Source organism: Campylobacter sp. (assembly GCF_020024835.1).
Classification (GTDB): Bacteria; Campylobacterota; Campylobacteria; order Campylobacterales; family Campylobacteraceae; genus Campylobacter_D.
Genome location: NZ_JAHHTD010000030.1, coordinates 1 through 19,153 on the forward strand (window position 1 = coordinate 1; position 19,153 = coordinate 19,153).

Annotated in this window: 18 protein-coding genes; 13 read left to right on the forward strand and 5 right to left on the reverse strand. The window is 26.9% G+C overall.

Annotated elements, in window-relative coordinates; all coding sequences use genetic code 11:
• On the forward strand, positions 1–881 hold an 881-nt coding region (locus tag QZ429_RS05740; protein WP_291952745.1), incomplete at its 5' end, for a flagellar hook-length control protein FliK.
• A gap of 2 nt (positions 882–883) precedes the next feature.
• On the forward strand, positions 884–1,156 hold the full coding sequence (locus QZ429_RS05745; protein WP_291952747.1) for a FlhB-like flagellar biosynthesis protein: 273 nt from the start codon (positions 884–886) through the stop codon (positions 1,154–1,156).
• Here the strand turns inward: QZ429_RS05745 and QZ429_RS05750 are convergent.
• Both QZ429_RS05750 and QZ429_RS05755 read right to left on the reverse strand, forming a co-directional pair.
• Entirely contained in the window at positions 1,149–1,958 is an 810-nt protein-coding gene (locus QZ429_RS05750) for a phosphatidylserine decarboxylase (RefSeq protein ID WP_291952748.1), read from the reverse strand. The two genes, QZ429_RS05745 and QZ429_RS05750, sit on opposite strands and share 8 nt — an antisense overlap.
• The gene (locus QZ429_RS05755) at positions 1,959–2,939 is read right to left on the reverse strand and encodes a metallophosphoesterase (RefSeq protein ID WP_291952750.1); all 981 of its coding nucleotides are present in this window, start codon (positions 2,937–2,939) and stop codon (positions 1,959–1,961) included.
• Between the two features lie 213 nt (positions 2,940–3,152).
• Between QZ429_RS05755 and QZ429_RS05760 the strand changes: the two genes are divergently transcribed.
• The 7 genes from QZ429_RS05760 to QZ429_RS05790 are packed head-to-tail and all read left to right on the forward strand — an operon-like array spanning position 3,153 to position 9,895.
• Positions 3,153–5,087 (forward strand): ABC-F family ATP-binding cassette domain-containing protein, encoded by a 1,935-nt coding sequence (locus QZ429_RS05760; protein WP_291952752.1) that lies wholly within the window; start codon positions 3,153–3,155, stop codon positions 5,085–5,087.
• Between the two features lie 59 nt (positions 5,088–5,146).
• Positions 5,147–6,334, forward strand: coding sequence for a M48 family metallopeptidase (locus tag QZ429_RS05765; RefSeq protein WP_291952754.1), 1,188 nt, complete (start codon positions 5,147–5,149; stop codon positions 6,332–6,334).
• Positions 6,334–7,134 carry a HemK/PrmC family methyltransferase gene (locus tag QZ429_RS05770; RefSeq protein ID WP_291952778.1) on the forward strand — a complete coding sequence of 267 codons (801 nt, stop codon included), beginning with the start codon at positions 6,334–6,336 and terminating at the stop codon, positions 7,132–7,134. Before QZ429_RS05765 ends, QZ429_RS05770 begins: the two co-directional genes overlap by 1 nt.
• A 38-nt stretch (positions 7,135–7,172) precedes the next feature.
• Positions 7,173–7,649, forward strand: a complete 477-nt coding sequence (locus tag QZ429_RS05775) for a DUF4149 domain-containing protein (RefSeq protein ID WP_291952756.1) — start codon at positions 7,173–7,175, stop codon at positions 7,647–7,649.
• Positions 7,650–7,670: 21 nt separating this feature from the next.
• Positions 7,671–8,420, forward strand: coding sequence for a flagellin (locus QZ429_RS05780; RefSeq protein ID WP_291952758.1), 750 nt, complete (start codon positions 7,671–7,673; stop codon positions 8,418–8,420).
• Positions 8,421–8,454: 34 nt separating this feature from the next.
• Complete coding sequence (gene cmoB / locus QZ429_RS05785) at positions 8,455–9,333, forward strand: tRNA 5-methoxyuridine(34)/uridine 5-oxyacetic acid(34) synthase CmoB (protein ID WP_291952760.1); 879 nt, start codon at positions 8,455–8,457, stop codon at positions 9,331–9,333.
• 1 nt (position 9,334) lies between these two features.
• Positions 9,335–9,895, forward strand: coding sequence for a hypothetical protein (locus QZ429_RS05790; protein WP_291952763.1), 561 nt, complete (start codon positions 9,335–9,337; stop codon positions 9,893–9,895).
• Here the strand turns inward: QZ429_RS05790 and QZ429_RS05795 are convergent.
• Both QZ429_RS05795 and QZ429_RS05800 read right to left on the reverse strand, forming a co-directional pair.
• Positions 9,863–10,057 (reverse strand): hypothetical protein, encoded by a 195-nt coding sequence (locus QZ429_RS05795; RefSeq protein ID WP_291952764.1) that lies wholly within the window; start codon positions 10,055–10,057, stop codon positions 9,863–9,865. The two genes, QZ429_RS05790 and QZ429_RS05795, sit on opposite strands and share 33 nt — an antisense overlap.
• Before the next feature lies 1 nt (position 10,058).
• Positions 10,059–10,583, reverse strand: a complete 525-nt coding sequence (locus QZ429_RS05800) for a thermonuclease family protein (protein WP_291952766.1) — start codon at positions 10,581–10,583, stop codon at positions 10,059–10,061.
• A 49-nt stretch (positions 10,584–10,632) separates the two neighbouring features.
• On the opposite strand from QZ429_RS05800, the gene QZ429_RS05805 reads away from it, so the two are divergent.
• Both QZ429_RS05805 and QZ429_RS05810 read left to right on the forward strand, forming a co-directional pair.
• Positions 10,633–11,901, forward strand: coding sequence for a M20/M25/M40 family metallo-hydrolase (locus QZ429_RS05805; RefSeq protein ID WP_291952768.1), 1,269 nt, complete (start codon positions 10,633–10,635; stop codon positions 11,899–11,901).
• A gap of 121 nt (positions 11,902–12,022) precedes the next feature.
• Positions 12,023–13,420 (forward strand): anaerobic C4-dicarboxylate transporter, encoded by a 1,398-nt coding sequence (locus tag QZ429_RS05810; RefSeq protein WP_291952770.1) that lies wholly within the window; start codon positions 12,023–12,025, stop codon positions 13,418–13,420.
• 270 nt (positions 13,421–13,690) lie between these two features.
• Here the strand turns inward: QZ429_RS05810 and QZ429_RS05815 are convergent, their stop codons facing one another.
• Positions 13,691–14,335: a thiol:disulfide interchange protein DsbA/DsbL gene (locus QZ429_RS05815; RefSeq protein ID WP_291952772.1), complete on the reverse strand. Its 645-nt coding sequence runs from the start codon at positions 14,333–14,335 to the stop codon at positions 13,691–13,693.
• 129 nt (positions 14,336–14,464) lie between these two features.
• Between QZ429_RS05815 and QZ429_RS05820 the strand changes: the two genes are divergently transcribed.
• Together QZ429_RS05820 and QZ429_RS05825 are read left to right on the forward strand one after the other, a co-directional pair.
• Positions 14,465–18,190 carry an Eco57I restriction-modification methylase domain-containing protein gene (locus tag QZ429_RS05820; RefSeq protein WP_291952774.1) on the forward strand — a complete coding sequence of 1,242 codons (3,726 nt, stop codon included), beginning with the start codon at positions 14,465–14,467 and terminating at the stop codon, positions 18,188–18,190.
• A partial coding sequence (locus tag QZ429_RS05825) for an SMEK domain-containing protein (RefSeq protein WP_291952776.1) occupies positions 18,190–19,153 on the forward strand: 964 nt, incomplete at its 3' end. The genes QZ429_RS05820 and QZ429_RS05825, both read left to right, overlap by 1 nt.

Genomic DNA, 19,153 nt, shown 5'->3' on the forward strand with positions numbered 1-19,153 from the left:
ATGAAAAAAACTTAAATTCAACTAAAAATACAAAAGATTTTAAAGATGAAAATTTAATAAAAGAAGAAAATACTCCAGCAAATAACTCTCAAAATACGAATAATACAATCTTAAATAAAAATGATAATAATACTTTAGAAAATATTTTTAAAACTAATAAAAATTTAAATTTTTCTCAAAATTTACAAGAAGAATTATTGGCAAATCTTAGTAAAGAATTAAATCAAACTGGCAACAAACTTAATGAAGTTTTAAAAGCGTTGGATTTTAAAAGTTATGAAGCAAAAAATTCATTAGATGATATAAAAAATATAGAAAAAAAACTTGAACTCTCCATTAAAGATCTTTCTAAAATTACTCAAAAAAGCACCAATGAAATCAATGCAGATTTACAAAAAGATATAAAATCTACACTTTTACAAATCTCAAATTTAGCTAAAAATTTAGATAATGAAAATATTTTAAATCAAACCAATCGTCTTATAACTCAACTAGAATTTAATCAATTGCTTTCTTTAGCAGATAATAATATCCATACTTTTTTACCATTTTTTTGGGATGATTTAGAAAAATCAAACGTAGTTTTTAAACGTGGAAAAAAAGATAAATTTTATGCTCAAATAAATCTTGAATTTGAAAAACTTGGAAAAATTAATGTATTTTTATCTTTAAATAACGATAAATACATTGACATAAATATGATGATAGAAAATATTGAATTTAGAAAAAAATTATATGAAAAAGCACATGAGTTAAAAAGATCTCTAAGCGAAGTAGGACTTTTAAGTTCAAATTTTTTTATAAGCGATATAGTAAGAAGCAAATTTAAAAGTCAAGATGAATACAATGATTTTAATATGGGTTTTGATACGAAAGCATAAATATGACGAAAAAAATAAAAAAAGCAGTTGCACTAGGCTATAAAAAAGAAGAACAAAATGCCCCAAAAATTTTAGCTAATGCTAAAGGTGAAAATGCCACTAAAATTATTTCTTTAGCAAAAGAAAATGGCATACCTATCAAAGAAGATAAGGATTTAGTAGAAGTTTTAAGCAAGCTAGATTTAGGTGATGAAATCCCACCTAATATGTATAAAGCAGTGGCTGAAATTTTTGCCTTTTTATATAAAATAGCTAATGAAGATAAAATCAAATAAAATGAGCTAAATTGTTAGAAAATTTAATATACTCATAGGCATTTTTATTCCATTTTAAATATCCTTGTTCAGCAATTAAAACTATAGTAGATCCTAGTTCAAAATTTCCCAATCTTTGACCTTTTTTTACAAGAAGATTCTCATAAGTATGGGTAAAGTCATAATTTGCGGCATTTGTTTGTATGCTAGGATCAAATGCAAATTTCATTTTACCAACATTTAAAGCACCTACAAAAACCATCCAAAAAAGGAATTTATCATCTACTAGAGTTTTTAAAACAACTCTTTCGTTTTTAGTATAAAGATTAACTATTTTTGCAAGTTTTGACTCACTAACACTAAATAAAGCTCCGCTAATATAGCTAGCACTTAAAATTTTCATATCACAAGGGGCGTGATAATGATGATAATCCCTTGGAGAAAGATAAATATTCACATAATCTACCCCGTTTTCTAATTCTTCTTTTGTTGCTGCTTGTTTTAAAAGCTCTTCTACACCATAACTTGACCCTTTAATGCTAAGAGCAATATTTTGTTTTGATTTATTTTGATAACTACTTCCAAGTTCTAAAATTTTTCCATCACTTGGACTTATGAATCCTTCATCTAATTTTCTTTCATTTTGTAAAGTTCTAGTAAATAAAGCATTTAAACTATCGTATTCTTCATAATATTTAAATTCACTCATATTTATATCAAAAGCTTTTATATAGGCTTTATTAATATTTTTTTGTATCACTTGTGGAAATTTAATCTTAGCTATCATTCCAAAAATTCTTGATATACTATTGCTTAATATCATTTATTCTCCTTTTAATTTCAAAAAAGCTATTTCACTAGGTGCTAAAAATCTTAAAGCAGGACCCCAAAAGCCTGCTCCACTACTTACATACAATAATGTTTTTTTACTAAGCTGATACAATCCATACACATATCCTTGTTCTAATAAAACTAGTAAAGAAAAAGGAAATATTTGTCCAGCGTGAGTGTGGCCTGATAAAACTAAATCAAAATCTTTTACATTATTTATCTTCACATATTTTGGCTGATGAGTGATTAATATATTAAATTTATCATTATTTATCTGTTGTGTAAGCTTTGATATATCGCTTTCTTTATGTCCTAAATATTTAGCACTAAGATCTAAAGTGCCACTTAAAGAAAAATTTTCAAATTGAAAAATTTCATCTTCTAAAACTCTAAAATTTTTTAATTTTTTCAACTTATTACCAATCTTTTCGATATTATGATAATATTCGTGATTACCATATACATAAAAAGTGCCATATTTTGATTTAAAATTTTCTAAAATACTAAGATAATCCATCTTATCAATATTAGCATCTATTAAATCACCTGCAATAATCACTACATCAGCATTTAAGGTATTTACCTTATCAACTAAGCCTTGCAAAAATTCTTTTCCTAAATTTTTTCCTAAATGCACATCAGAAATTAAAGCTATATTTATATTTTCTTTAAGTTTTGTATTTTTTATGTCTATATGCTTTATTTTAGGCAAGCTCACAGCATTAATAAAGCCTTTAAAAATCATACTTACGCTAAGTATGATAAACCAAGAATCAAAAATAAGTTTTAAAAATTTTCTTCTTTGAGTGTTAAAAATTTGTTTTTTTTTACTAAAAAAAATCCAACTTCCTAATTCAAATAATATAGTAAAAAGTAGCAAAGAACAAGTAATAGTAGGAAAAATAGCCAAAATATAATAAATTTTTCCGCTTAAAAAATCATTACGCATACTGGCAAAAAAAACTATTTGCATACAAAAAATAAAAATCATAAAAAATTTCAAAATTACTTTATAATTTGCTAGAAAATCAATTCGATTTAAAAATCTTTTATAAATATACCAATTTGCTAACGTAAAAAAAAATACTAATATGCTAAAAAAAATCACCATTTTCATTGTGTAATTGTATTTAAGCAAAATTAATATTTTTTAAAGTAGAATTCTAAAAAATATCAGGGAATAATCTTGGCCTTAATTGATTTAATAGACGCAAATAAAAAATTTAATACAAAAATTATACTAGAAAATGCAAATTTTAGTGCAAATTTAGGTGAAAAAATAGCTATCATTGGAAAAAATGGAGAAGGAAAGTCAAGTCTTTTAAAAATACTCATTGGGGCTTTAAAATTAGACACTGGAAGAGTAATTAAACAAAACAATATAAGTATTGCTATGTTAAGCCAACAAGTAAGTTTTGAAAATTCTTTAAGTGTAACTCAAGTAATAAAACAAGAATTAAAAGAAATTTATAATGCTTTAAATGAATTTAATATTTACAACGAAAAATTATCTTTTGATCCTAACAACAAAGAATATTTAAAAAAAGTAGATGATTTAAGTTTGATAATTGACTCAAAAGATGCTTGGAATTTAGATCAAAAAATTCAAAGAATTTTAGAAGAATTTAGTTTAAAAGAGTATGAAAATCGACCACTTTGCTCATTAAGCGGAGGGGAAATTAGGCGCGTTGGGCTTTGCACGTTGTTACTAAAAAATCCAGATATTTTACTTTTAGATGAACCAACTAATCACTTAGATGTTTATATGAGTAGTTTTTTAGAAGAAAGATTAAAAACTTCTAAAATGTGTGTTATTTTTATTTCTCATGATAGACATTTTATAGATGCTATAGCTCAAAAATGTGTAGAGGTTGAAGCTGGAAAATTAAGTATTTTTGAAGGTGGATACACCCAATATTTAGAAAAAAAAGCTGATATTTTAGCATCTTTATCTAAAAGCCATGAGACCTTATTAAAACAATTAAAAAGTGAAGAAGAATGGTTAAAAAGGGGCGTAAAAGCAAGACTCAAACGCAACGAAGGTCGCAAAGAACGTATTTTAAAAATGCGTGAAGAAGCTAAAAAAAATCCTAGTGCAATTAAACGCTTGCAACTTGAAATTAAAAGAGCTAGTAAAAATTTCAATCAAACTCAAAGTCAAAATCGCAAAAAAATGCTTTTTGAACTAAAAGATATCACAAAAATAACTTCTGAAAAAACACTCTTTCAAAATTTTAGCACTAGAATATTACAAGGTGAGCATATTGCAATAGTAGGAAAAAATGGCTGCGGTAAATCTACTTTTTTAAAAATTTTATTAGACCAAATTCCTTTAGATAGTGGAGAGATTAAAAGAGGAGATATAAAAATAGGTTATTTTGATCAAAGTAGAAGTTTGTTAAATACCGACAAAACACTTTTAGAAATTTTTTGTCCTAATGGCGGAGATCATATTCAAGTACGTGGAAAAAATATACATGTTTATGGATATTTAAAACAATTTTTATTCCCTAAAGAATTCTTAGATCAAAGTGTGAGTGTATTAAGCGGAGGAGAGAAAAATAAAGTCGCATTAGCTTTGCTTTTTACAAAAGAATATGACGTTTTAATTTTAGATGAACCCACAAATGATCTTGATATTGCCACCATAAATATTTTAGAAGAATACTTACTTTCTTTTGAAGGAGCCATTTTACTAGTATCTCATGATAGATATTTTGTTGATAAAATAGCTACAAAACTTTATACTTTTGAAGATAATTCAACCATAAACATAGAAGTAATCTCATATAGTGAATACTTAGAAAATGAAAAAGAACTCAAAGATTTCAAAGAATTTTCTCAATATCTTGTTACAAATGAAAATCAAAGTCAAAAAAATAAGGAAAAAACTACTAAAAAATTAAGTTATAAAGAAAATGAAATTTTAAATTCTCACCCTGATAAAATTCAAAAAATAGAAGAAGAAATCAAACAAATAAGAAATTCTCTAAGTGATCCTAAAATTTATCAAAAGAAAGGAATTGATTTTTTATATAATCAACTCAACGCACTTGAACAAGATCTAGAATTTTTAGAGAAAGAATATTTTGAAATTTTAGAAAAAAGTGAAAATTTATAGAGATATTAACTCTTATTTTATTAGCTTGATTACAATTTATAAAATAAAAAGGGGAAACTATGATATTAATGACTATTTTGTGTATTTATACATTATTTACACTTTACATTTCTTATAATCAAATTCAATTTATAAAAAAAGAAAAAAATAAACAAGCAGTAATTTTAAGTAAAAATGATTATATCAACGCAGCAAATATAGCTATAGAAAATGAAAAATACAAAATGTTTTCAAACATTTATCATTTAATCATCAACATAGCTTGGCTTAGTTTTGGATTTTTATATCTTAAAGATTTTTTTATAAAAGAAAATTCTACTTTTGAAAATACATTATTTTTGCTCGCATTCTTACTTATACTTAGTATTTTAAATTTACCTTTAGGGTATTATGAGAGTTTTGTTAAAGATAAAAAACATGGCTTTTCAAATATAACTTTAGCACTTTTTATAAAAGATAGTTTAAAATCTTTGATTTTAATGCTTATATTTGGTTTTTTAATAATATATTCTTTAGTTTTTTGTTTTGAATTTTTTGGTGATTATTGGTGGATAGTAGCTTTTGCCTTAAGTTTTAGCATAATTATCATTATTAACTTAATCTATCCTACCTTCATAGCCCCTATATTTAACAAAATGACAAAATTAGATAATGAAAAATTGCTAGAAAAAATCACAAATTTAATGCATAAGTGTGGTTTTAATGCCAATGGAATTTATATCATCGATGCAAGTAAAAGAGATAAAAGATTAAATGCTTATTTTGGAGGACTTTTTAAAAGCAAAAGAGTTGTATTATTTGATACACTTTTAAAAGCTTTAAAAGAAAATGAACTTATAGCTGTTTTAGGACACGAGCTTGGACACTTTGTGCATAAAGATTTAATAAAAATGCTTCTTATGAGTGCTTTAATGCTTTTTGCTTTATTTTTTATCTTTGCACATTTACCAAATTTATTTTACACTCAAAGTCATCTTGATGAGGTTAATGCTGGAGTTTTTGCTTTATTAATAATTTTTGGAAATATTTTTACTTTTTTTATTTCCCCTTTTATCAATAAAATAAGTCAAAAAAATGAATTTAATGCTGATTTACATGGAGCAAAATTAAGTTCAAAAAGTGATATGAAAGACGCTCTAATAGCACTTGCAAAAGAAAACAAAGCTTTTATAAAAGCAAGTCCAATATATACATTTTTTTACTTAAGCCATCCTTGTATTTATGATAGAATCAAAGCATTACAATGATGCCTATTGAAAAAGCATTAAAAATAGCTTATACTAAAGATTTATCACATAAAGAACACATAATATTCATACTCTGTGCATTTTTAAAAAAAGATAAATCTTGGATTTTTTTAAACCCTGAATTTTTAATTGATGAAAAAAAATTTTTTATGCTTGTTGATCGTTTTTTAAATGGAGAACCATTTGAATATATTTTTAAACAAACTAATTTTTATGGTATGGATTTTTTTATTGAAAATGGAGTTTTAATTCCTCGTTTTGATAGTGAAATTTTACTAGAAAAATGTTTAGAAATTTTAGATACTTATCATTTTAAACATATCTTAGAAATAGGATTTGGAAGTGGCGTTTTAAGTATCATTTTAGCAAAATTAAAAAAGATTTCACTTCAAGCTTGCGATATAAACCCATTAGCACTAAATCTTGCTAAAAAGAATGCAAAGCACCATCAAGTTTTAGATCATATTGATTTTAAGCTTTGTAATTTTAAAAAATTGAATTTAAATTACGATTTTATATTTTCAAATCCTCCTTATATAAAAAATTCCTATCCATTAGACAAATGGGTAAAAAATGAACCTCATAATGCTTTATATGGTGGTAAAAAAGGTTGGGAAATTTTAGAAGATATAATTATTTTTGCTAGAAATAAAAAATGCAAGATTTTAGCTTGTGAATTTGGATATGATCAAAAAGAACTTTTAAATCAAATTTTAAACAAATACGACTTTAAAGCTGAATTTTTTACCGATTATCAAGGTTTTGATAGAGTTTTTATTGCACGTAGTTTAGAATATTAAAATATAATTATTTCATTTTATTAAGGAGGAAAATTATTATGAAAGCTGTGTATTTATTTTTACTTGCAAGTTTAATTGGTATAGAAATTAGCATTGGTGTATTTTTAGCTCCTACTATATTTTATCCTGAAAAATTCATAGGAGAAGGAATTTTAACCCATTTTCAAAGCGGACTTTTAATGACAAATATTTTTGTTAAATTTGGTTATGTTTTGCTTGGAGTTAGTATCATATCCATATTAATAGAAATTTTTTCTTTTAAAAATAAAAATTATACTTTTAAAATAAATTTTTCAAAATTTATGCTTTCTTTAATTATTTTGGCACTAAGTTTGCTTTTTGTTTTTTACTTTAGTGCTTACATATTGCAAGCACAAACTTTAGGGGAAAAAGCAACACAAACTCAAGAATTTGTAAAAATTCATAATGCTAGTGAGATTGTGATGAAAATTATTATGTTTTCTCAATTTGCTTTATTTTTTCTAAATTTTAAAAAAAATGATATAATACAATAAGTCTAAAAAAGGAGTAGAGCGATGAAAATAAATGATATAGGATCAACTCAATCAAACCATTATGTAAATCAAGCACAAAAAAGTCAAGAAAAAGCTTTATCAAATATAGCTGCAATCCGTGCTATTGATGGCACTGATAGTGCAAACTTAGCCATAGCAGATTCATTAAGAAGCCAATATGGCACAATTGATCAAGGAATTTTAAATGCTTATGATTCTATAGGTGTTTTACAAATAGCAGATTCAGCGCTAAATAACATAACAGCTACTGCGGATAGATTAAATGAACTTTCAGTTCGCTCAAACAATGCCGCACTAAATGATAGACAAAAAGGTATGCTAAATACCGAAGCAACTAGACTTGTAGATTCTATAAATGATGCTTTTTCAAGTGCTAGTTTTAATGGAAAAAATGTTTTTCAAAGTATGGATTTTGTAGTTGGTTCTGGTGTTGAAAGTATAAATTTAAATCAACCAAATACAACTGATTTAAATCTTGAAAATCAAGATAAAATTAGTGGATTTCTTGATCAAGTAGGAGCTTTGCGTGCAGATATTGGTGCTGGAATTAGTGCTATTAATGCCAACATAAATTCTTCTTTGCAAACTAGTATCAACACTAAAGAAGCTGAAAGCAAATTACAAAATAATGATCTAGCTAAAAATGTAAATGATTTTAATGCAAATTATTTAAAAGAAAATGCATTTTTATTTGCTAATGCTCATTCAAATATAATGCTACAAACAAAATTAGCAAGCTTACTCCAATAACATACTCCCTTTTTGGGAGTTTTATAAGAAAACTATGCAAAATAATGCCTTGTTAAAGCAAGTTTTTAATCATCATCTTTATAAAGAAATTCAAGATTTAAATAATAAAATTTTAAAATCACAAATTCAAGTAAAAAATGATAGTTTTGATATTACGTGTGATAAAGCTTTCGATGAAACAATTAAAAACATAGCCTTGCAATTAAAACCCTGGCGTAAAGGACCATTTAAAATCAATGATCTTTTTATTGATACAGAATGGCAAAGTTTTATTAAATTTAATATATTAAAAAATCATATATCTTGTATCAAAGATAAAGTTGTAGCAGATATTGGGTGTAATAATGGTTATTATATGTTCAAAATGCTAGAATTTAATCCAAAAAAAATTATAGGCTTTGATCCATCTATAAAATACTATCTCCAATTTTTATTACTAAATTCTTTAGCAAAAACTCATATACAATATGAATTACTAGGCGTAGCTGATGTAGTGCATTATCCTGTTAAATTTGATATTATCTTTTGTCTTGGCGTAATTTATCACAGAAGTGATCCTATAATGATGTTAAAACAAATCAAACAATCTCTCAATAAAAAAGGTATAGTATTTTTAGATACTATGTATATAGAAGATGAAAGAGAAATTGCACTCATTCCTCAAAAAACTTATTCAAAAATACCAAATATTTTTTTTATTCCGTCGATATTAGGTTTAAGAAATTGGTGTATTAAAGCTGGTTTTAATAAATTTGAAGTTTTAGCTACAAAGCAAACAGATCTTAAAGAACAAAGAAAAACCGAATGGATAGATTCTTATTCTTTAGAGTGTTTTTTAGATAAAAATAATTCAAATTTTACATGTGAAGGTTATCCAGCTCCAAGAAGAGTTTATGTAAAGTTAGAGGTTTAAAATGGCAAAAAGTGCAAGTATAGTTAATATAGAAGAATTAATAGATCCTGAAGAATTAAATCGCATTAAAACAGAACTCGTTACTTGTCCAAGTATCAACAACAACTTATCAGGAAGTATCTCTCACGTGGAAAAGAATTTTGCCAAAGGTATATTAATCACCACAGGAGATATGGTAGTAGATGATTTTGGCTTAGTTCATAGCGGTTTTGTATTCAATGCTGCAAATTATATAGCACAAGCTGCTATCAATAAAGAATTTAGCGTCTTAATAGGCTCTAGAAGTTTTTTTTATGCACCTTTAAAAGTTGGTGATATTTTAAATCTTGAAGCAAACGCCTTGTTTAGTGATGATGCTAGAAAAAGAGAAGTAAAGGTTGTTGGCTTTGTAAATGAAATTAAAATTTTTGATGCTTCTTTTCAAGTTGTAACAACTGAAGATCATATATTTAAACTCAAGCAAACTCAAGCAAACTCAAGCAATACTAAAAATCAAGAACACGCAAATGAAGATAATTCGCAAGCTGAATTAAATGCTGCCCTTAAGAGTATCGGGGGTTAAAGGCAAATCAATCCAATTTTGCGGACATTCTTTATGATATATTCCGCTTGCATCGTAATATTCTTTGCAATCATCATAAAAACGATTAGAAATTCCTCTTTCATTAACAAAACATCCATTTAAAAATAACATCACAAATACTAAAATAACTCTTTTTAACATTTCATTTTAACCTTATTTGTTTGCGCCACTTATAAGGTTCTATAGGATTTTTATCCTCCCATAAACCCTTTTTGGCACTTTTAGCTATATTTTGCACATTAAGATATAAATCACTATAATACTCATAAGCCCATGCGTAACCATTTTTGACCATAATTTGATTAATATCTTTATCATTTAGATAAACAATAGCTAAGATTCTACCATATTTATCCTCATCTTTTATACTTAAAGTAACTTCTTTATTTAAGACAATAGCACTTAAAAATTTTTTTGATATTTGTCCATAGGCCTGATTTTTTTCTGGAGCATCTATACCAAATAATCTTATTTTACTTTCTTTTTGTTTTATTATAACCTTTATAGTATCTCCATCTATAACCTCAACAACTTTTGCTTGTATATATAAATTTGTATCATAATTTAATACATAAGCAAAAATTACCAAAAAGACTGCAATTAAAAAAAATTTAGGATCTTTTAATAAATCCAACAAAAATTTCATTTGTTTTTTAGAAAATTTCATTTTATACCTAAGCAAAATATGTCATAATTATCATAAAAAAGGAAAAATTATGGAAGAAATTATACAAAATTTTAAACAAATAGCTAAAATACCTCATTGTAGCTATGAAACTGATCAATTAAAAGATTTTTTAATCTCTTATGCAAAGGAACAAAACTGCATAGTAAAGACTGATAAAGCTGGCAATATACAAGCTTATAAAGGAAATCCTAAAATTTGTTTGCAAAGTCATTATGATATGGTTTGTATGGGAAATGCTCCTAAAATAGAAATTTATGAAGAACAAGGTTTTTTAAAGGCAAAAAATTCAAGTCTTGGAGCAGATAATGGTATAGGCGTTGCTTTAATGATGCAAGCTTTGAAAGATTATGAAAATATAGAATGTCTTTTTACAAATAATGAGGAAGTTGGACTTGGTGGAGCAAATAACTTAGAATTAACTCTTATTTCAAAAAAACTTTTAAATTTAGATCACGAATATGATGAAGATATAGTCATTTCTTGTGCTGGCGGTGTTGATATTTTTGCAAATTTAGATTTAATTTTAGATGAAAAAGAAGAACAATGCTATGAATTAGAAGCTGTTTCTTTCAAAGGTGGGCATTCAGGAATTGATATTGTAAAAAATATTAAAAATTCAGTCAAAGAAATGGCTCAATTTATCAGTAAAAATAATGGAGAAATCTGCGAATTTTATGGTGGAGAAAGGATCAACTCCATACCTAAACACGCAAAAGCTATGGTATTTTTTAGCACACCTCCTAAGGAAAATAATTATTTTAAAATTAAACCCTTGGGTAAGATAAAAAGAACTTATTATAAAAATTCAAGCACAATATTAAATCTCATCAATGCTTTCTCTCAAGGTGTTAGAAGTTTTAATCCTCATTTAAATTTAGTCCAAACTAGCATAAATCTCTCTTTAGTTTATGAGAAAGAAGGAAAATTTCATTTTGAACTTTTTGCAAGATCAAATAATTTAGAAGAACTTCAAAATATAGAATTTGAAACATTGACTTATTTTAAAATGCTAAATTGCCAAACAAGTAGTGCAAATTTTTATGCACCTTGGGAAAATACAAATACCAAATTTGCAGAAGAAATTCTAAAATGTTTTAAAGAAGAAAATTTTAATGCTAAACTTTATGCTATACACGCTGGATTAGAATGTGGAGTTATAGGAAGCAAGCAAGAGCTTGAGTGTTGCTCCATAGGGCCAAATATTTATAGTCCTCACTCTACTGATGAAAAATGTGAATTAGCTTCTGTGGAAAAAATCAGCAAAATTCTAAAAAATATCCTCAAAAAATATCAATAATTTTATTTATTAGCGTCTATATAGATGCTAATAAATAATCACTCAAAGTCATAAATTTTTTATTTACTATTAATATTCATTGCATTATACTTTGCTTGATTTTAAAGATAAGGAGATGTCAATGCAAATACTAACAAGTCTTAGTGAAGGGTTTCAATTTAGTATCCAATTGGTAGTCGTGCTTATTTGTCTTTTTTATGGAGCAAAAAAAGGAGGTATTGCTTTAGGCTTATTAGGTGGCATAGGTTTATTAGTTTTAAGCTTTGGTTTTGCTGTTGCACCGGGAAAACCTTCTATTGATGTTATGCTTACTATTTTAGCAGTTGTTGTAGCAAGTGCGACATTACAAGCTAGTGGCGGCTTAGATGTAATGCTTCAAATTGCTGAAAAAATATTAAGAAAAAATCCTAAATTTTTAACTATCTTAGCACCTTTTGTTACTTGTTTTTTAACTATACTTTGTGGAACAGGACACGTTGTTTATACTATGATGCCTATTATTTATGACATAGCTATAAAAAATGGAATTCGCCCTGAACGTCCTATGGCAGCTTCAAGCATATCAAGCCAACTTGGGATTATTGCAAGTCCTGTTTCTGTCGCTGTTGTAAGCTTAACTGCATTACTTTTAAATCCTAATTTAAACAAACACCAATTAGCAGGATTTGATGGATATGTGGATTTATTAGCCATTACCATACCTTCTACTCTAATAGGTGTCTTAGCTATTGGAATTTTTTCATGGTTTAGAGGAAAAGATCTTGATAAAGATGAAGAATTTCAAGCAAAATTAAAAAATCCTGAGCAAAAAGAATACATCTATGGAGAAAGCAAAACTTTATTAAATGAAAAATTATCCACCATTCAGTGGGTAGCTATGTGGATATTCTTAGGTGCTATTGCTATTGTTGCTATACTTGGAGCGTTTCCAGAGCTTAGACCTCAATTTGCAAATGCAAAAGGAGTGATTAAGCCTATGAGTATGGTTGCTACTATACAAATGTTTATGCTTTTAGCAGGATCAGCTTTAATAATATTTACAAAATTAGATCCAAGTAAAATCGCTAAAAATGAAATTTTTAAATCCGGTATGATAGCACTTGTGGCAGTTTTTGGAATTTCTTGGATGGCAGATACTATGTTTGCAGTGCATACGCCTATGATGAAAGAATCTTTAGGAGATATTGTCAAAGCATATCCTTGGACTTATGCTTTAATGCTTTTGCTTATATCTAAATTCGTAAATTCTCAAGCAGCAGCAATAGCAGCTTTTGTCCCGCTTGCTTTAGGTATAGGGGTTGAACCAGGTATTATTATAGCTTTTGCAGCAGCTTGCTATGGATATTATATTTTACCAACTTATCCAAGCGACTTAGCTACTATACAATTTGACAGATCAGGCACTACCAAAATAGGCAAATATGTCATTAATCATAGCTTTATTCTTCCAGGTTTAATAGGAGTTATCACTTCTTGTATAACAGGATATTTTCTAGCTTTAAGCGTAGGGTATTTATAAGATAAGGGCTTTTGCCCTTATTAATTTATCAGATTTTATCTATACCACATTTTTGATTTCATAGCCTTCACATTTACCATAATTCATCTTTGCAAACTATATTTTTGCCATTTTTATCTAGTTTATACTCAAACACACTACACAAAGCTCTAAAATTTAAAAAAGCCTCATACCCTACCCTTTTTTTAAAGCTCTTGCGTTTAGATTATCTCACAGCTTAAGAATAAACTCACACTAATCATTAAAAATTCATACTATTTCTTATTAAAATTATTTATTTGAAAGCTCTTTTACTATACGGATAAGCTCCTCTAAAGAAGTAATGTATTTAGGATTTATTTGATATTTTCCATTTACTACAAAAGTTGGTGTTCCGTATCTTTTAGCAATTTCATTAGCCAATTTATAATCACTCAAAAGCTCCTTTGCTTCTTTAGTATCTAAAAATTGATCTAATTCTTCTTTAGTCGCTCCAAGGGCATTTAAGCCTATTTTGTAAAATAATTTTTCATCGTCTAATTGCATTTTATTTTCAAAATAACTTACAAAATACACATCAGCTAATTTATGCGTCAAACTATCCTTACTACCTCCATCTAAACCTTTAGCCTTATCTTTAAAGGAAGCTAAAGCAAGCATTTCATTTAAAGCTTTTCCATTTTTACTCATAGAACTAGCAGAAAAAATATCATATCTTAAATTCGGCAAAGCCTCTTTTACTTTAGCAAGAGTATTAAATTTATGATGATTATAACAATGCACGCAACGATATGAAAAAACTTCTATTAAAGAATTTTGTGCATTATGCACCGGATTTTTTAAAACTATATATTCTTCGCCCTCACTCAAAGCATTCGCATTTATACTAAAAATCAAAACAACTAAAAACTTAAAACAAATTTGAGATATTTTCATAATTTTTCCTTTTAAAATTACAATCTTAACATATTAAACAAAATTAAAATTACATTTGATTTTATGCTTTTATTAATAGGCTTTTAGTTACAATTTTTTATCAAAAATTTCATTATCTTAGGAAAAAATATGCACTTTCATTTACTTACACCTTGTGAATTTATCAAAAAATACAGCACAAAAACTCCCACAAAAGAATTAATCACAACTTTTAAAAATCAAATCAATAATTTTTTACAAAAAACCGCTAAAGCTAGTGAAGAAGAATTTCAAAAAAATGAAATCGCAAAACTCTTGCAAGATACTTATCATTATGATTTAAATACTAAAGGCAAAATCGATCTTGCTATTTATGATGATGAAAAAGCAAATGTCATCTTTGAAGTAAAATCTACCGCAAACAAAAATGAATTTCCAAAATCAAAAGAAAATTTACTTTCTAAAGCATTTTGCGAGAGTATATTGTATTTTTTAAGAGAAAAACAAGATAAAAATAACGCCATAAAGCACATCATACTTTGCACTGCAAGAGAATTTTTCATCATAGACGCTAAAGAATACGAAAGCCTTTTTGCTAATGACAAAGCCATAAAAACATTTTATAAAAATTGTGATTTCAAAGAAGGCACCGACAAAAGCACAGGTAAATTTTACGAAGATACTTTTTCTTATCTAGAAAATTTAGATAAAAGTTTAAGCTATACTTATTTTAAATTAAGCTCTGATTTAGATGATGAAAATTTTGCTTATATTTATCAAATTTTTTCTCCTTATGTTTTATTGCGTCAAAAGCACCATTATGACGCTAATGCTTTAAATAAAAAATTTTATGATGAATTACTTTACATCTTAGGACTACAAGAAAACAAACAACAAAATATCATCTTATCATCTACGCCAAACACTCTAAGCTACGCCATTAAAAATGCTTTTAAAGATATAGACTTTGATGATATTTTCGCACTTTTAATCACTTGGAACAATCGCATTTTATTTTTAAGGCTTTTTGAATCTATGCTTTTGTCTTTTAAACACATACAAAAGCCCTTTTTATCAAGCGAAGTCATACCAAATTTTGCCAAGCTTTCAGAGCTTTTCTTTGAAGTTTTAGCTAAAAAAGAAGATCAAAGGACCTTAAAAGATTTTGAATTTATTCCATATCTAAATTCCTCATTATTTGACAAAAATGCTTTAGAACTTTGTGGCAAAGAAATCAAAATTTTAGATTCTAAACCTTTAGCCATTTTTGAAAAGTCGATATTAGAAAAAGATAAAGATTACAAAGATAAAAAAGAACTTCCGCTTTTAGAATACCTCTTTAGTTTTTTAAGAGCGTATGATTTTACCACCACAAACAAAGACATACAAGCAAATCAAAAAATCAACCACGACAAGCTTATAAACTCAAGCGTCTTAGGCAATGTCTTTGAAAAACTAAATGGCTACAAAGAAGGAAGCTTTTATACTCCAAGCTTTATCACTTCTTATATGTGCAAAGAAAGTATCTCAAAAATAGTGCTTGATAAATTTGAGCAAAAGCATAATTTAAAAGCAAATTCTATCACAGAGCTAAGAATGCTAATTGATAGAAATTTTTCCATAGAAAAACAACAAGAGTATTTAAACACTCTTTTTAAGCTAAAGATTTGCGATCCGGCCGTAGGTAGCGGGCATTTTTTAGTTTCAGCTTTAAATGAGTTAGTTTTCATAGCTTATAAATTAGGGCTTATAAATTCTTTATTAAGAAATAAATTAGAGCTTGAAAACGATGAGCTTATAGTATTTACAAACGACAATAAGCTTTTTGAGTATCAAAAGCCTAGTTTTGAAGAAGATGAGTTGCATAAAATTCAAAAAGAACTTTTTGAATGCAAAAAGCAAATCATAGAAAATTGCCTCTTTGGCGTAGATATCAACCCAAATTCGTGCGAGATTACTAAGCTAAGATTATGGGTAGAGCTACTTAAATACAGCTATTATATCTTTGAAAATGATAAAAATCAAAACACCTTACAAACCTTGCCAAACATCGATATCAACATCAAATGCGGGAATTCACTCATAAGTTATTTTGAAATTCATAAAAGTTTAAACCACTACCCTAATATCAAAGAACGTATGGATAAATACAAACGCATAGTAAAAGACTACAAAGAAGGCTTTTACACAGACAAAACACTTATAGCAAAAGAAATTAAAAATTTAAAAGAATCTTTTAAAAACTTTTGTCTTAAAGATAAATTTAGCAAAGAAATCAAACAACTTACTAACCAAACTAACGAGTATTCTAAAAAATACGGAGACTTTTTAGCTTCAGAGCACCCAGATGACAAATTTAAAAGCTTTTTTTCTAAAAATATGTTTGAATTTGACTTTGATGAAAATAAAGCTTTAAAAGAATTTAAAGAGCTTTTAAAGCTTTATGAGAGCATATTTGACTTAGAAAGTGCAAATCCTTTTGAATGGCGTTTTGAATTTAGCGAAGTGCTTGATAATAATGGCGATTTTTTAGGCTTTGATTTAGTGATAGGCAACCCACCTTATATACGCCAAGAGCAAATCAAAGAATTAAAACCAAAATTATCAAAATCTTACAAAGTCTATAAAGGCACAAGCGATATTTACACTTATTTTTACGAGCTAGGTTTTAATGTGCTAAAACAAAATGGTATTTTATCTTTCATCACTTCAAACAAATACACAAGAGCAGGATACGGCGAGCCTTTGCGTGAATTTTTACTTAAAAATACTACGCTTTTAGAGTATTTAGACTTAAACGGCATAAAAGTTTTTGATAGTGCCACCGTGGATACTTCCATACTAAGCTTTAAAAAAACAAAATCACAAAAAAGCTATTTAAATTATCTAGCTTTAAATGATGAAAATTTAAAAGCTTGTAATTTCAACTTAAATCAAAACAAAGATTTTATACAAATTACGCAAAACTCTTTAAGCAAAGAAAGCTTTATTTTTAGCGATGAAAGCACTTCCTCTTTAAAAGCAAAGATAGAAAAAATCGGCACACCACTAAAAGATTGGCACGGACTTGATATAAACTATGGCATAAAAACAGGCTACAACGAAGCTTTTATCATAAGCACTGAAAAAAAAGATGAAATTTTAGCTAATTGCAAAGATGAAGATGAAAAAGAACGCACCGCCAAACTCATACGCAAAATGCTAAGAGGACGCGATATAAAAAGATATAGCTATGAATGGGCAGGATTGTGGGTGATTAATACTCACAATGGATACAAAAATAAACAAGGCAAAAAAATCCCTCCTATTGACATAGAGCAATACCCTACGCTAAAAGCTTATTTTGATGAAGTTGCAAAAAATCATAATGGTAAGGGCAAAGGATTTGTCAATAGAGATGATAAAGGCATTACTCCTTATAATCTTAGAAATTGTGCGTATTTAGAGGAATTTGAAAAAGAAAAGATTGTGTATCCAGAAACAACACAGGGGGCAAATTTTATTTACGACAATAAAGGATTTTTTGCAGAAAAAACAGCCTTTATTTTAGTATGCGAGAATTTAAAATACTTACAGGGATTATTATCATCAAATGCAGTAAGTTATTTTTACAGAAATTTTTCTCAAGGTTGTAAATTGGGAACTAATGGTTATCAATATAATAAACACGCCTTAGAAAATTTACCTATCCCAAAAATAACTTCTAAAAATGAAAAATTAGCAAATGAGCTTATAAGCTTAGTTGATGAAATTTTAAATTTAAAAGAAAAAGACAAAAACGCTAGCATAGATAAACTCCAAACCCAAATAGACAAAATAGTTTATTCTCTCTACTCCCTCACCGAAGAAGAAATAAAAATCATTGAAGGCAAATAATGGAAAATATTATAAAAATTATTCAATATTTCTCAGAGCTTAGTTCAAAAATTAAGTTAAACAATGCACTTGGATTAATGGATATAAACATCTATTGCGAAAATGATTTATTACAAATACTAAATAATATTTATGATTGGAATCTTTATAATGTAAATGAACGATACAAGAATGCAAAAGCTATTGATTTAATTGATGATAAACATCGTATTGCTATACAAGTAACATCTAATACGACAACCAACAAAATAAAAGAAACTATTGATAAATTTAAAGAAACACAATTTTTAGACTATGAATTATATATGTTTTATTTAACTGATGATTTGCCTAACAATACAAAGAAAGCTTTACAGAAAAACAACATCAAAAGCCTTTGTTTTAAAGATTTGATTCAAAAACTTCATTTTAATTCTGTAAAAGCACAAGAATTTATTACAAAAATTACTGAGAAAACAATTATTGAGAAATTTAAGGATATGTTAAAAAATTCGCAAAAATGGGATTTTGATAATAATTTAAATGTATATTATAACAATATTGACCCAAACTTTAGAATGAAGCTTGATGAGCATAATGAAGAAAATGAAAGATATAAGTGGTTAAGTGAAATTATGGCTATAAGCAAAAGATATAAAGGTGCTAAATTATATTTTAATTGTATTAGATTATTTTATAATGACATTGATTTAGGCATTAAAACATTTTCTGTGGATTTTTATCAAGAAATATTAACTATTGCCATACCACGTAATCTTTATTTTGATGATAAGAGAGATTTGTATTTTGATGGTTATATTATTGATGATAAAAATACGATGGATATAGATTCGCTTTTGACTTATTTTTTTAACTTCAAAAGTTCAAAAATATCATACAAACAATTTGTCAATCAACAAAAAAATTTAACTTATCAAAAATCTTCCAATTGTTTTATTCCTTTAATATTTTTTAAAAATTATG